The sequence below is a fragment of the Aquimarina sp. EL_43 genome, assembly GCF_943422735.1.
Taxonomy (GTDB): Bacteria; Bacteroidota; Bacteroidia; order Flavobacteriales; family Flavobacteriaceae; genus Aquimarina; species Aquimarina megaterium.
The window spans coordinates 3,379,613-3,394,325 of record NZ_CALSBR010000001.1 but is presented as its reverse complement, the minus strand read 5'-3'; the positions used below and the strand labels follow the sequence as shown (position 1 = coordinate 3,394,325).

Here is a 14,713-nt window from a genome sequence, read left to right as displayed (position 1 = left end):
ACTAATAATACAAACTCAACTATAGGCTAAAATTAATTCTTGCAAATAAGAACCTTCCGGAATATCCAAATTGTGATGTTCTTCGAGAGTACACAAACTGGTCCCCGGCAGTTCCTCCTGCTCTATTTTCATCGGGATATACATCTAACAAATTATTGGCTCCTATGGTGACATTAAGGTTTTCAAAAATCTTTGCAGAAACAGAAAGATCGGTTACGATTTTCCCTCCATAAATAGCATCATCACTAACCACAGTTCCTTCGACTCTTGGATCTCCGTTAAAATCATCTGGGTCGGTTACTTCTCCAAAGAATACGTTTCTTAATAACACATTATATCTTCCGATAGATAATGCATTGGTAAGGCTTACCTTTGTTCTGGGCTGTGCCAACGTTAAAAAAGCTTCTTCCTGCGCATCAAAAAAGTTTCCTCCCTGACCCGCATTAGCAATTCTAGCAGGGACTCTAATCTCCTCTACTTCGGTTTCGGCAAAGGTTGCTGACAGATCATTTTTCAGTGTTGCATTTTCGCCAAAATTAGCTTTGTGAGAAACCACAACATCTATACCTTGAGATTTGGTATCAATTGCATTCACAAAGAAACGTGCGCTGGTAGCTCCTGCATCTTCAAATATCTGGGTAAGCTCTGCATCTCCTCCATTTCCAAAACTACCACTATATACAATCCTATCATCTATATTAATTAGATAGGCATCTGCAGTAATGGTAAAATTCTGGATTTTTGCTGTAAGTCCAATACTATAACTATCTGAGGTCTCTTCTTTTAATTTTGCAATACCAATTAAAGTTGCTGCCCTACTATCATTGGTAAATGTACCTTGTTCAAAAGGTTGATTATCTACAAATACTGTACTGGTTCTACTAAAAAATTGCTGATGCAATGATGGCGCTCTAAATCCTGTACTATTGGCTCCTCGAACCGAAAAATTATCGGATATCTTGTATCGGGTGGCTAGCTTATAGTTAAATGTATCTCCAAAATCAGAGTAATTCTCATATCTTCCCGCTAAACTAACCAACCATTGCTTTGTAAAATCAACTTCGAGATCAATATAGCCTGCAATACTATTTCTATATTTATCGGTTTCGTTATTCGGGTCATATCCTCTAAACACTTGTGAACCGCCACCAAGTACAGCTCCCGTGAAATTATTTCGAACTAATTGATCATCGGGAGTAGTACTGGTTACGGGGTTTCCGTTAATATCATAGCTGGTATATGAAGCTTCTTCTCCTGCTGTAATCGAATAGTTTTCTACTTTGTATTCTGCTCCCATTGCGACATTAAATCCTTCAAAAATATCTTCATGAAACTTACTAATATCCAGATTAGTTGTATTCTGCATAAAACTTAATGCTCCTGCATCAAAGGTTCTGGGTGTTGCAACACCCAAAGTTCCATTACTAGAATTACCAACAGTAATATCAAAAGTATTAATCCCATATGTATTCGAGAAATCTACACTCCAATCCTTAATCTTACCTTTGATTCCCAGAGCGATAGATTTGTCAACAATATCTGTTCCTATATTAGGTAAAAATCCATTAGGAAATGCTGGTGTATTAGCCCTACCATCTCCTTGTGCTGGTCTTCTGTAAAATCCAGATGCCAATCCTTGTCGGTAACTAATCCCACCAAAACTATAAATTTCGGTATCATCACTTAGCGGGATAGACATATTGGCGAAGAATTTCCCTTCTCTTAATTTAGCTGTACCTACTTTAAATCTAAAATCTGAACGTGTTAATCCACGAGCTGCTAATTCTGCCTCATCGACATCGATATCCAATAATCCTCTGAAGGTATCTACATCTGCAGGATTATTTACATCTAAAGCAGCAATCTGATCCTTAACACTCTGATCCAGGTATGAGATTCCTTGAGCAGCGGTTTGATAATCTGCCAACGTCATTTCTGCAACATTTCCTCCTCCTGCTGCAAAAACACGTTCTGCACCATGAAATCCTTTAAAAATATCTCCTTGATAATCCCGATTACGTAATGCAGGTTCTCTGGTAGAAAGTGATCCTGTAAAATTGATGAATCCTCCGTTTTCTCCTAAAGCCAATCCGTAATTTGCTTCCAGTTTTACTTTCTCTCCATCACTACCTCCATCAAACTGATTAGAATTTTCACTAAAATTAGCTCCGGTGGTAAGAGTTACATCTAATTTTCCGGTTGCTTTTTTCAGTACAATATTAATTACGCCGGCAATCGCATCAGAACCATATTGAGCTGCGGCTCCATCTCGTAAGACTTCGATTCTTTGAATAGCAGCAGTAGGTATCGCATTCATATCTGTACCTACACTACCTGCTCCTACTGTACCATTTACATTAACCAATGAAGTATTATGCCTTCTTTTTCCGTTAATTAATACCAAAACCTGATCAGGTCCTAAACCACGTAAAGAAGCCGGATCAATATGATCTGTCCCATCAGAGACAGTTTGGGTCTGCGAAGTAAATGAAGGAGCTGCATAATTTAAAATTTCATTAATTGAAGTCTGTGGTCCTTGAGTAGCCATTTGAGTAATATCGATAACATCGATTGGTACAGCGGTCTCTGTAGCAGTACGACTAGGATTTCTCGATCCTACAAGAATTACATCATCTAATTGTGCAGCAGCATCTTTTAATACGATCTCTATAAAATCTTTAGCTGTTACATCTACTTCTGTAGTTTCAAAACCAATATAAGAAACAATCAAAGTATTGTTTTCTCCTGATACATTAATTGCAAAATTACCATCAAAATCTGTTTGGGCTCCAACTGTAGTTCCTTTTACCAATACATTTGCTCCTGGTAATGGATTGCCATTAGAATCTTTGACATTTCCCTTAATTTCGCGTTGTAGTTTTATCTGCTCATTGAGTAGATGAGTTTTTTTCAGTATTACTTGTTTTCCGATAATAGAATATGAGATATCTGTATTGTCAAACAAAAGTTCCAGAACTTTATCCAGAGTTTCTTTATTGACTTGGATTGTAGCCCTTTGATTTAAATTTACCTCATCATTAATGTAAAAAAACTTATATGATGTTTGACTTTTAATTTCTTCGAGGACCTCTAATAATGGTGTTTCCTCGAAATCAAGTTCTATTTTGCCTTGTGAAAAGCCAGAAGTTGCCATCATCTGAAAGATGGAAAAACTAAACAGAACCAGTGTGAGTTTCATTTTTAATACAATTGATTGGCACGCTAGGTGTGAAAATAGCGTACGATTACCCATTTTTTTCATATTTTTGAAAAGTTTGATTGTTAAGTACTCAGTTAAATAATAATCGAATCAGTAAGGGAAGTGTAGCAGCACTTCCTTTTTTTTACGGATTGATTGTAATATCCTTACCTTTTATTTCATATGTAAATTTTAAAGTTTCTGAAAATGTTTTCAGGATTTCTTCGATATTTTCTACATCAAATTCTCCTGTAAAACGTGTATTGTTTAATTTGTTGTTATGGCTTGTTATCGAGACATCATAGCTGCGCTCTATCCTTTTAAATGCGTCTATAAAAGATTCGTTTTGCAGTATAATCTTTTTATCCATCCAGGAAGTATATAATGATGTATTTACCTTTTGTTTATGCATAACTTTTTTATCCTTACTAAAAATTGCCTGATCATTAGGTACTAGCTGTAATGAGTTTGTTTTCTCATTTTGATCATTAACAACCACAGCACCTTCTACCAAAGTTGTTTTTACCGTAGCATCTTCGGTATAAGACGATACATTAAACTGGGTTCCCAAAACTTCTACATCTATAGTTTCTGTTTTTACGATAAACGGTTGTGCTTTATTTTTGGTAACATCAAAAAAAGCTTCTCCTTTTAGATATACTATTCTGTTTTCTTTTGTAGACGTAAAATGTTGTGGGAATTTTAGACTACTAGCCGCATTTAACCATACTTTGGTTCCGTCGGATAATGTGAGTTGAAACAATTTTCCTTTGGGGATAGAGATTTCAATATACCTGGTTTCGGTTACCTCGCTCTCTGGCTGGACAATAAATTGATCCTGATTTTTTTTACCAATCAAATTACCACTTGCATTTATTATATCTGCTTTATCATTAAAATCAGTATACGTGACTGTACCATCTGCCTGAACAATTTTAATTTTATCTACAGGTAAAGAATTAGCTTCGACAACATCGAGGCTTGTTGTAACGGTAGAAACATTCTGGGTAGTATAATAATACCCTCCAAGAAGTACTCCTCCCAAAACTGCTGCGTATTTTACTATCCCAGACCATGATTTTGGTTTAATTACCTTCGTTTCTTTTTTATCAATAGCATGTAAGAAACGATCATACGCAAAATTAGGATCTGCTGGTAGCTCTTCGTTTGTCGCATACCAATTCTTTATTTCTTGCTTAAAAAGGATTTCATGCTCAGGGTCTTGGGCCAGCCATTGTTGCAATGCTTCTCTATCTGATGGCGAAATATCTCCTTCCAGGTATTTTTTAATTACTGTTAAATAATTATCCATTCTTCATTTTTTCTATTTAAAAGATGCAGAAAAACCATAAATCCCCTACTTTATTTTATTTTTTTTAATTTAGTCCGTGATTTTTATAATGAAAAAAGATAGTCAAAACATAGAAAAATTACTGATTCAGGGGCTTACAGACGGAAATCAAGACAGCTACAAAATAATATTTAATCAATATTATTCCTGGTTGTATAATTACGTTTATAAACTTTCTAATAATTCGTCATTATCCGAGGATCTAGTACAAAATGTTTTGCTTAGACTTTGGGAAAAAAAATCAACCATACGAATAACCACATCCTTAAAGAATTACCTTTTCAGAGCTTGTCATAATGAATTTCTAATGCATTTACGGCAACAAAAAAAAGAATACGATGCTTTAGATTCTCTAAGATGGGAAGCCATATTTGAGATGTATAGCAGTGAAGAAGAAAACCAATTAGACTCTGATTGGTTAAAACTAGAAAAAGCTATCGAACAGCTTCCTAAAAAATGCAGAGAAGTATTTAAACTAAGTCGTTTAGAACAAAAAAAGCACAAGGAAATAGCTGATATTTTAGGTATCTCTACTAAAACTGTCGAAATTCATATTAGCAAGGCTTTACGTTTCTTAAAAACTAATGTTTCTATTTTCTTCTTCTAAACCTTCTATTGTAGAATATACAGTGGAGTAGTATCTCTAAGGTTTACTATACATTATAGTACTGCAAACTATCTTAATACAACACTGTTAACTTCTGGTTATTATTAACAAATTGCTAAAAACTGTTCATTTTTTAACACAAAAAGATACTATTTTAACAATTTTTGAAAAAAAAAGTATTTTCTTTTTCTTAGTTTTGTTTAACAATTTTATAAAAAAAGTGAACAACATTAAACAAACATTCAGTATTAAAGATTTAGAGAATCTTTGTGGTGTAAAAGCACACACTATAAGAATATGGGAAAAAAGATACAATTTACTTTCTCCAGATCGTACTAATACTAACATAAGGACATACAATTTAAAAAACCTTCAAAAGCTGCTTAATGTTACTTATTTGGTAAACAGTGGGTACAAGATATCCAGGATTTCTAAATTAGATACAGAAGAAATTAATGAATATGTAAGGAGTATTGTATCTGACAATAGCGTTAAAAATCAGGCTATAAACTCCTTTAAAATTGCAATGTTAAATTATGATCTCGAGTTATTTTTAGAGACATATTCTCAACTAGAAAGCAAAAGAAATTTTAAAGAAATTTTTGTTGATATTTTTATTCCTTTATTAAAAGAAATAGGATTATTATGGCAGACAGATACCATTAGTCCTGCACATGAGCATTTTGTTTCTAATTTAATAAAGCAAAAGCTATTACTAAATATTGAAAAGCTTCAATATTCTAAACCTACCAAAACTGATAGGGCTTTTATTTTGTTTCTTCCAGAAAATGAAATACATGAATTAGGCTTATTATATATTAATTACGAAATACTATTGCATGGGTATAAGGCTATTTATCTGGGTCCGAGCATTCCTTTAGATAGTTTACCAAATATGCTTTCTTTTCATGATGATGTTGTGTTTATATCCTATTTTACTATTAGACCAGAAAAAGACAATATCAGAAAATACCTTGAAGATTTTAATACAATTGTATGCGCCAATAGAGTCAATGAGCTATGGATGTTAGGCAAACAAATCATGCATATTTCTAACCATACTGGGCATAACCATCGTTATTTTGAATCGATTAGCTCATTAATTTCTGAGCTTTAATTTTATAATTATTTCAGTTATGTCTAAAAAGATAGTAATCATCGGTTCTGGGTTTTCATCGCTTTCTGCATCGTGCTATCTGGCTAAATTAGGATATGATGTAACTATTTTTGAAAAAAATGCAACGATTGGTGGTAGAGCCGGGCAATTAAAAAAAGGAGGGTTTACATTCGATACTGGCCCCTCCTGGTATTGGATGCCTGATGTATTTGAACGTTTTTTTAGAGATTTTGATAAGTCTGCCTCTGATTATTATACACTAGATAAATTACACCCTGCCTATAAAGTTTTTTTTAAAAACAATGAAAGCATTGCGATTGGTGGTTCTTTAGAAAAAATATACGAAACCTTTGAAGCTGAAGAAAAAGGAAGTTCGATTAAACTACAAAAATTCATCAAAACTGCACAGAATAATTATGAGATTGCAATTAAAGATTTGGTGTATCGACCAGGAATTTCTTTATTAGAACTTGTTACAAAAGAAACAATTTTAAGAGTAGGTCAATTTTTTAGTACCATTTCTAAAGAGATTCGTAAAGATTTTAAAAGTAAAAAGTTAATCCAAATTCTAGAGTTCCCTGTACTGTTCTTAGGTGCCAAACCCAGTGATACTCCAGCTTTTTATAGTTTTATGAACTATGCTGATTTTGGACTGGGAACCTGGCATCCCAGAGGTGGAATGTATAGTGTTATAGAAGGGATTGAAGAATTGGCCAGATCACTAGGCGTAACCATTCATACCAATGCATCTGTCGAAAAAATAGTAATCAAAAACAGTTGCGCTAAAGGTATTATTGTAAATGCCGAAAAAATAGATGCCGATATTGTATTATGTGGAGCAGATTATCATCACGGAGAAACATTACTGCCACCAGAGTATCGACAATATTCTGAAAAATATTGGGAGCGCAAAACTTTTGCTCCTTCTTCTTTGCTCTTTTATGTGGGGTTTGATAAAAAATTACAAAATATTAACCATCACAATTTATTTTTTGATACCGATTTTGAACAACATACCAAAGATATTTATGATACTCCTAAATGGACTGAAGATCCTTTGTTTTATGCTAATTTTACTTCTTTAACAGATCCAAAATCTGCTCCCGAAGGTAAAGAAAATGGATTTTTCCTTATCCCATTGGCTCCTGGAATAGAAGATACCAACGAATTAAGAGAACGGTATTTTGATAAAATCATAACTCGTTTTGAAGCACTTACAAATCAAAATGTTCGAAATAACATTATCTTTAAAGAGTCCTTTTGTATTAAAGACTTTATAAAAGAATATAATTCTTACAAAGGAAATGCCTACGGGATGGCTAATACACTTTTGCAAACTGCTTTCCTTAGACCTAAGTTAAAAAGTAAAAAAGTACAAGATCTATTTTTTACTGGGCAACTTACTGTTCCTGGTCCGGGTGTACCCCCATCTTTGATTTCAGGAAAACTGGTTGCAGGATTAATTCAGAATCATTACCAGTATGATAAAAAGTTAAAACATAGTATACCAATATAACAAACTCAATTAAACCTTAAACTCTATTCTATGAAGTCTATTTTTGATACTGTATCGCAAAGTTGTAGCAAAATTGTTACGAATTCGTATAGTACATCATTTTCGCTTGCTTCAAAAATGTTATCAGGCTCTATACGGCAGGATATATACAATATTTATGGTTTTGTGAGATTTGCGGATGAAATTGTAGATACATTTCACGAGTATGATAAAGAGAAATTATTTAATGATTTTGAAGAAGAAATGTACAAGGCAATCAAAAATAGGATTAGCTTAAATCCTATTCTTAATTCTTTTCAAAAGACGGTTCATCAATATAACATTAATCCAGAGCTATATGAAGCATTCATGAAAAGTATGCGACTAGATTTACATAAAACCAAATATTTAACAGATCAAGAATACAAAGATTATATTTATGGATCGGCAGATGTGGTTGGGTTAATGTGTTTGAAGGTTTTTGTGAATGGAAATCCTGAAAAGTATGCTACTTTAAAAGAAAGTGCAATGCATTTGGGTTCTGCTTTTCAGAAGGTTAATTTTTTACGGGATCTAAAAGCAGACTTTGAAGATCTTAATAGAACCTATTTTCCGAATCTAAATTTAAACGAGCTCGATGAAGATTCTAAGCTTAAAATTATTAAAGAAATAGAAGAAGATTTTAATAAAGCGTTACAAGGTATCCTAAAGCTTCCTGTTGAAGCAAAATTTGGAGTATATACTGCATTCGTTTATTATAAAAAATTATTAAATAAGCTTAAAAAAACTCCTTCTTTAGAAATAAAAAGCACACGTATACGAGTGTCGAATTATCAAAAATTTGGATTATTAGCAAAATCCTATTTCGACTATCGATTAAACTTAATTTAGCCGTATTTTTGTATAAAACCTATGTTGTGAAAATTTTTATCCAAATATTAGTTTTTCTTGCTGCCTTCTCTATCATGGAGTTTATGGCATGGTTTACTCATAAATATGTAATGCATGGTTTTTTATGGTCACTACATAAGGATCATCATCATAAAGATCATGACAGTTGGTGGGAACGCAATGATTTATTCTTTGTATTCTATGCTATTGTTAGTATGTCTTGCATTTTATTTCACGATGCGCAGACATTTTGGGTAGGCAGAGCAATAGGCCTGGGTATTCTAGCCTATGGTATTGCTTATTTTGTAGTACATGACATTTTTATACATCAGCGTTTCAAACTATTCAGAAAAACGAGCAATTGGTATGCCAAAGGAGTAAGAAGAGCTCATAAAATGCATCATAAAAATATAAAAAAAGAAAAGGGAGAATGCTTTGGTATGTTAGTGGTTCCTTTTAAATATTTTAAAAAATAGATTCTATTCGGCTAATAGATTATCGATAGTTTCTCTTACTTTGGTACTGTTCCAGTCTGCTGCACCAACTTTATCAATAATGATGTTTCCTTTTTTATCTAACAAATATGTTGCAGGTATCGTTTTACTCACAAAAGGTTTTGGGTGTTCTGATAATGATCTATAGATTGGATAACTATAGTTTTTATTCTTCATAAATTTATTTAATTCTGGATCATCATCTGTAGTTACAAAGAGAAACACCACTTCATCTTTATAATCGTTATATAATTTTTGCAAAGAAGGCATTTCTGCGATACAAGGAGGGCACCATGTAGCCCAATAATTGATTAAAACGACTTTGTCTTTGGCTGTATTAAAATTAGTAGATTCTGTATTTACTCCATGTAATTTCCAATCATATGATGCTACGTGTGTTCTTTCTTCTACTTTTACTATCCCTGGACTAAAAGAGAAGATTCTGGTTAAAAATATTTGCATCATTCCTCTTGTATTAGGAATAAAAAATAAAATTAATATGATTGCAAAAATCACATTAGAGATGTTCTTTTTATTAAACTTCATCTATCTAAATCTTTTGTTTTTCAGAACTCATATCATGAATTCATTTGATTTTTTTTATCTATAGCCGTAGATATTTTGGTTAGTAACAAAATCCTGAGCCACCTTACAAAGTTATATAAATAAATGGCTCTACATCTAAGCTATGATACAGACTTCATTTTTTTAAAATACTGGCTTCTCTTAAAATTAATAAAGCGCAATCAAAGATTGCGCTTTAAAACTAACAAAAAATAACAATGAACTATTATCTTGTTACACTTCCCGAAGGAAATGAAGCACTATTAAGCTCAAAGGTATAACTAGTAGGTGCGGTATCTGTACCAGCTGTACCCACCAAAGGTTTCAACAAAAATGGTGCTGTTGAATTATCTGGAAATGGTTCTACAGAAATCACAACCGTTTTTCCTCTAACATCTAATGGAAATGTTACTCCGTCTGGAGCATTTCTAAAAAAGTCTTCTCCTGGTAATTGGGGGCCATTAGAAGCGGTCTCACTAAACCCGTTAAGGGCTCCTGCATTATCATCTGCAGTATTATTCATTGTAAATGTTCCTGTAGAAAGAGGTACTCCATCTGCTACTACCCAACCTTCATATTTCCATCCTGCATCAAGAACTGGTAAAGTTAAATTCGCTGCTGGTGGCATCCCTGGAGTACCAAACCATACTCCAAATTGATCATTCCCATTATTAGCAGTTCCTGAAGCCTCATCTGTTGGGGTTCTTAAGAAAAATCCTCCTGCCGAAGCTGAAAAGTCTCCTTCTCCTACAGGCCCTAACCCTACTGTTGCTGTATTACCAGTTCCAAAATCGCCTTTTAATAGTTTTGTATCCGATGGTGCCGGGTTTGGATCAGGATTAGGCTCTATTGTTAATACAAAAGCCGCCGCTGCCTTAAGTGATTCTGTATTTACCATGAAAGAAGTGCTAGATAATTCTCCCGCACTATTTACAGAAAATGTTCCTGTAGAAACCGGAGCTTCATTAACGATAATCCATCCTTCATAAAGGTAATCGCTTCCTAGGTCTTCTAATCCACTAAGATTAAGAGTTAAATTCGATTCTGTAGGTACATTTCCAGAATCATCATCATTGTTACAGGAAGAAAAAACACATCCTATAATCAGAGTACCTATAATTGCTTTTTTAAACATCGCTTTTTTTTTATGATTATTAGATCATAAAATTAGCGACATTGAAGTTTTTAAAATGTTAGCCACCTAACATTAGGCAACATTTTTTAATCGAATCTCTTTTCTATTAAAATCTATGACGTTAGATTCCTTTAATTCGTTAAGAATAATGTTTAAGGTTGGTCTCGATGTACCGATAAGATGAGCTATATCTTTTTGAGTATAAGGATGTTCTATTACCATATCTCCTGTATATGGGCAACAATGCCCGTAGTCTTCTTTAAGTTCATTTAAGAACTCTAACAATCTTGTTTTGGTATCTTTAAAAAGCAGTAACTGTAGTCTTCTTTCTAAGCGTTTAAAACGCATACCAATAAATTTATAGATTCTAAGACTAAAAGATTGATTCTCGCGCATGAGTCCATGCATGGTTTCTACACCAATAGGACAAATAGAAGTTGTATTATCGACAGATTGCGCAAACTCTGTTCTTTTATTTTCTCCAAGAATTGCTTTTTCTCCAAAAATTTCTCCCCGGGTAAGAATCGCTTTTATTACTTCGTATCCATCTTCTGCATAGTATCCAATTTTTACTTTTCCTTTTTCTATAAGATATACTTTGTTTGCAGAATCTTCTTCAAAATAAATATAGTCATTCTTTCGGTAAGCATCAAAGTCGTGATCTTTCTTATACCTTTTAAACTTATGAGGGCATAATACCTTAAAGAGATCTGAATCCTCAAAAAACCAGATTGCACTCATGATGATTATGTTTTATGATGTTAGTTTATCTACTTATGTCGTAAAACACTCAAATCCCTTACATTATTGTATCAGAAACCCCTTAAAAGCTTAATTTTAAGGAGTTTTGCGAATTTTATGATAATAAACTTGATTTATTGAGTAATTCTTTTACGAATAGTAGACAAATTATCTTCTATTAGTAATTCTCCATCTTTAAAAACAGTTTTTAACAATCCTTGATTTTCTTCTTCTTCAGAAACTTGATCTTTGTACCCTATTTTTCCTTGTTCCTCATATAGTTGAATACGTCCTTTTGCAGATTTTTTAGTACCATCATCTGTTATTGGGTCTTTAAATATTTCCCTTCCTTCGCCATGCACTTCGACATAAGTAGCTTTCATTGCAAATCCAAAAGTGTCTCGGGTATTATATTGATATGTAAAACTTCCTATTCCCAGAACTACATTGGTAGAAGCAAAACCTTTAGCTTTTAATTTTTCACAAATCTGGGTTGCTCTTTCGATAGTAATACTATCTCCGTAGATAGCTCCAATCTTTGGACTCAACACTTTGTACCCCTGATCATTTATAGTTCCTCCAAATTCATCCCAAAGCAGTTCTATAACACCTTTTGCAACTATTGGATTCTTATGATCACAACCACAAATAATATCTACAGGATCGCCAGAATCTGGTCGGATAACAAGTTTGCCTTCTCTTTCGAGAATTTCATTTTTCAGCTTAGGTAAATATTCTGTTAGCACTTTCCAAAGATCCCAGGTATCAGATACTACAGATAATATTCCTGTAGGATATGTTTCTAGTAACCTTCTAAAAGTTCCTATTTCATCATCTTTACTTCCTGCACACATCACACTATGTTCTGTAGCATTTACGCTACCGATAACTAATTCTTTGGTAACATCTGCATTGTAATATGTTTCAAAAGCTTTTGCCACAGGTAATGTATCACTTCCAGAAAATGATAATGCATGTCCCATACCGCTAAGAATTGAAGATTCTGTACCCGACATTCCTCGCATCGAGAAATCATGACCTTGCCAGGTAATAAACGCTATATTATCACGATCTGTTTCTAATGCAAAAGAGGATAAAATGCTTTGATATTGTTTTGCAATAGTTGCAGAAGTACAAGGTTGCCAGATAATATTAGACAATAAGGTTTCTAGATAATTGGTAAGCCAGAAAAATTCTGGTTTGGTATTCATTACTGTAAACATTGGTACTCGAATAGGAACTTCTGTCCCTTCTGGTAAAGCTTTGATTTCAATAGGAAGATATCTTAAATCGTGTAACTCTTCGATGTGTGTAATATCATAATCTGTACCTAGATAATGATCTACATATTTTTTATATTCTGCAACCACTTCTTCTTTGGGAAGATTAAAAAAGTGTTCATTAAATTGTTTGATTAAATATTCTTTAATAAAATACTGCAATCCAAAAAATACCACATTATCAATTCCTGCTATTCTACTTTTTCTAGGTGTCCAGTTAGAATACACAAAAGTAGTTCCGTTTGGATATTGCTCTTTATGCCCTAATTTATAACCGTCTGTTAATAGTAATGGATTCATCTTTATTTTATTTTGCGTTATTTATACGCAAATATAAATTATTTTTAATTATCACCAAAGTTATTTGTGTTTTTTCTATTTTACTTGTTTAAAAAGTCTGCTAATTTGCATGGTATAGCCAGTACAAAAATCTAGAATATTAAAACTAATAACTACACTGTTTCTAGTGAAATATAGACTACTAGTTTCTTCCTTGTTCATTAGGATATAAGGACGGAAGCAGATCGCTCTGCCAATATTCTTTGGTATCGATATCCATAATGGTTAGCTTTCCTTTGAAACCTGCTCCTGTATCCATATTCCAAAGGTTATAAGCTTTTATGGGTGTATCTTTGCCGTATTCAATAGTAGGAGTATGCCCTATATAAATCTCAGAATAATGACTAAATCGTTTTGGTGGATCGTCTTTTAAAACCATTTTCCCAACTTTATCTGCTAGTAATGCTGATTCCCATAACGTTCGGTCCCAATAATAATTAGAATCATACTCCTCTTTTCCTACTCCATGCATAGATGTGAATCCTGCATGTACAAAAAGTCTACCCTCTTCATCCAAGTAATAATCCTTCAGTGTATTAAAAAACTCCTTATGTGCTTCTTTGGTAAGTAAACCCGATTGAACATAACTACTGATTGTTTCTTTTCCTCCATGTGCCAACCATACGGGGTTAGTTGCTCCTTTTTCTAGCCATAACCCGCACCACAGGTCATGATTTCCTCGTATAAAAACACATGTATTGGATACAGAAAGATGTATAAGTTCTTGTATTACCTTAGCCGATTCGCTCCATCCATCTACATAATCTCCTAAAAAAATGAGTGTATCTTCTGAGGTTACATTTGCTCGCTTTAAAACTTGAAGTAAAGCCTTGTATCCACCATGTATATCACCGATTACTAAGGTCCTGTTCATCTTACGGTTTTTCTCAATTTTTACTATATCTTTTTATAGTAATCTATACATTATATCTGTTCTTAAAACATATTTTGTTCCAGACAATATTGGTTTTCCCTCATGACGCAACGGATGGTGAAATACCAAAGCATCACCAAGTTTTGGATTAACAGTAATCCCTTCTTCAAAATAAGTCTCCCCTCCTTCGAAATCATCGTTAAGATATATCAAAAATGAGAAGAAACTGCATTCATTTTCACTTCGTTGATAACTACCATCTCTATGCATTTTAAAACGTTGCCCTTCTTCATATTTATATATCCTAAACATTTCATTAAGGCCAATCGCTCTGTAATTTCCAAAAGTTTCAACTGCAAAAGGTTCTATTTCTGACCATATCTTTTTCCCAAGTATTTCATCCTTAAACAAAATACGTTGGTTATTTCGAATACCCTTTACCATTACCTGCTTGCCATCAATATTAACTTTAGCCTCTTCAAATGAAACCTGTTCTCCTTTTTCAATAAATTGATCACACATTTCTTTAGAGAGAAAATTTTCAATAAGAAATATTTCTGGGTGTAACTCTTTCCTTTTCATTTAGATGATTCTTTATAATTGACTAAGACCTCACAGGTTTTGAA

13 protein-coding genes are annotated in these 14,713 nt (G+C 33.2%); 5 read left to right on the top strand and 8 right to left on the bottom strand.

Features of this window, described 5'->3' with window-relative positions; all coding sequences use genetic code 11:
* Positions 1-19 precede the first annotated feature (19 nt).
* Together NNL09_RS14450 and NNL09_RS14445 are read right to left on the bottom strand one after the other, a co-directional pair.
* Positions 20-3,199: a TonB-dependent receptor gene (locus NNL09_RS14450; RefSeq protein WP_160170112.1), complete on the bottom strand. Its 3,180-nt coding sequence runs from the start codon at positions 3,197-3,199 to the stop codon at positions 20-22.
* A 145-nt stretch (positions 3,200-3,344) separates the two neighbouring features.
* Positions 3,345-4,511, bottom strand: a complete 1,167-nt coding sequence (locus NNL09_RS14445) for a FecR domain-containing protein (protein ID WP_196909651.1) — start codon at positions 4,509-4,511, stop codon at positions 3,345-3,347.
* Positions 4,512-4,599: 88 nt separating this feature from the next.
* Here NNL09_RS14445 and NNL09_RS14440 point away from each other — a divergent pair, with 88 nt between their 5' ends.
* The 5 genes from NNL09_RS14440 (at position 4,600) to NNL09_RS14420 (ending at position 9,136) form a co-directional block, all read left to right on the top strand.
* Positions 4,600-5,157, top strand: a complete 558-nt coding sequence (locus tag NNL09_RS14440) for an RNA polymerase sigma factor (RefSeq protein WP_025666088.1) — start codon at positions 4,600-4,602, stop codon at positions 5,155-5,157.
* Between the two features lie 220 nt (positions 5,158-5,377).
* A complete protein-coding gene (locus NNL09_RS14435; RefSeq protein ID WP_196909650.1) occupies positions 5,378-6,274 on the top strand; it encodes a MerR family transcriptional regulator in 897 nt (298 codons plus the stop codon).
* A 19-nt stretch (positions 6,275-6,293) separates the two neighbouring features.
* On the top strand, positions 6,294-7,790 hold the full coding sequence (locus NNL09_RS14430) for an NAD(P)/FAD-dependent oxidoreductase (RefSeq protein WP_196909649.1): 1,497 nt from the start codon (positions 6,294-6,296) through the stop codon (positions 7,788-7,790).
* Positions 7,791-7,820: 30 nt separating this feature from the next.
* On the top strand, positions 7,821-8,660 hold the full coding sequence (locus NNL09_RS14425; protein WP_196909648.1) for a squalene/phytoene synthase family protein: 840 nt from the start codon (positions 7,821-7,823) through the stop codon (positions 8,658-8,660).
* Positions 8,661-8,686: 26 nt separating this feature from the next.
* Positions 8,687-9,136, top strand: a complete 450-nt coding sequence (locus NNL09_RS14420) for a sterol desaturase family protein (RefSeq protein WP_196909647.1) — start codon at positions 8,687-8,689, stop codon at positions 9,134-9,136.
* Between the two features lie 3 nt (positions 9,137-9,139).
* Here NNL09_RS14420 and NNL09_RS14415 read toward each other — a convergent pair whose 3' ends face one another.
* The 6 genes from NNL09_RS14415 to NNL09_RS14390 form a co-directional block, all read right to left on the bottom strand.
* Positions 9,140-9,700 (bottom strand): TlpA disulfide reductase family protein, encoded by a 561-nt coding sequence (locus NNL09_RS14415; protein ID WP_196909646.1) that lies wholly within the window; start codon positions 9,698-9,700, stop codon positions 9,140-9,142.
* Between the two features lie 244 nt (positions 9,701-9,944).
* Entirely contained in the window at positions 9,945-10,853 is a 909-nt protein-coding gene (locus tag NNL09_RS14410) for an anti-sigma factor domain-containing protein (protein ID WP_025666082.1), read from the bottom strand.
* A 72-nt stretch (positions 10,854-10,925) separates the two neighbouring features.
* Complete coding sequence (locus NNL09_RS14405; RefSeq protein ID WP_024768743.1) at positions 10,926-11,594, bottom strand: Crp/Fnr family transcriptional regulator; 669 nt, start codon at positions 11,592-11,594, stop codon at positions 10,926-10,928.
* 134 nt (positions 11,595-11,728) lie between these two features.
* Entirely contained in the window at positions 11,729-13,174 is a 1,446-nt protein-coding gene (locus tag NNL09_RS14400) for a nicotinate phosphoribosyltransferase (RefSeq protein ID WP_196909645.1), read from the bottom strand.
* A 181-nt stretch (positions 13,175-13,355) separates the two neighbouring features.
* Positions 13,356-14,087 (bottom strand): metallophosphoesterase, encoded by a 732-nt coding sequence (locus NNL09_RS14395; protein ID WP_196909644.1) that lies wholly within the window; start codon positions 14,085-14,087, stop codon positions 13,356-13,358.
* 33 nt (positions 14,088-14,120) lie between these two features.
* Entirely contained in the window at positions 14,121-14,669 is a 549-nt protein-coding gene (locus NNL09_RS14390) for a 2OG-Fe(II) oxygenase (RefSeq protein ID WP_196909643.1), read from the bottom strand.
* Between the last annotated feature and the right edge of the window lie 44 nt (positions 14,670-14,713).

Bases quoted from the DNA above. Each gene is read 5' to 3' on its own strand.
- NNL09_RS14445 (WP_196909651.1), bottom strand. From the start codon at position 4,511: ATGGATAATTATTTAACAGTAATTAAAAAATACCTGGAAGGAGATATT.
- NNL09_RS14405 (WP_024768743.1), bottom strand. From the start codon at position 11,594: ATGAGTGCAATCTGGTTTTTTGAGGATTCAGATCTCTTTAAGGTATTA.
- NNL09_RS14400 (WP_196909645.1), bottom strand. From the start codon at position 13,174: ATGAATCCATTACTATTAACAGACGGTTATAAATTAGGGCATAAAGAG.
- NNL09_RS14430 (WP_196909649.1), top strand. From the start codon at position 6,294: ATGTCTAAAAAGATAGTAATCATCGGTTCTGGGTTTTCATCGCTTTCT.
- NNL09_RS14450 (WP_160170112.1), bottom strand. From the start codon at position 3,199: ATGAAACTCACACTGGTTCTGTTTAGTTTTTCCATCTTTCAGATGATG.
- NNL09_RS14415 (WP_196909646.1), bottom strand. From the start codon at position 9,700: ATGAAGTTTAATAAAAAGAACATCTCTAATGTGATTTTTGCAATCATA.
- NNL09_RS14425 (WP_196909648.1), top strand. From the start codon at position 7,821: ATGAAGTCTATTTTTGATACTGTATCGCAAAGTTGTAGCAAAATTGTT.
- NNL09_RS14440 (WP_025666088.1), top strand. From the start codon at position 4,600: ATGAAAAAAGATAGTCAAAACATAGAAAAATTACTGATTCAGGGGCTT.
- NNL09_RS14390 (WP_196909643.1), bottom strand. From the start codon at position 14,669: ATGAAAAGGAAAGAGTTACACCCAGAAATATTTCTTATTGAAAATTTT.
- NNL09_RS14410 (WP_025666082.1), bottom strand. From the start codon at position 10,853: ATGTTTAAAAAAGCAATTATAGGTACTCTGATTATAGGATGTGTTTTT.
- NNL09_RS14395 (WP_196909644.1), bottom strand. From the start codon at position 14,087: ATGAACAGGACCTTAGTAATCGGTGATATACATGGTGGATACAAGGCT.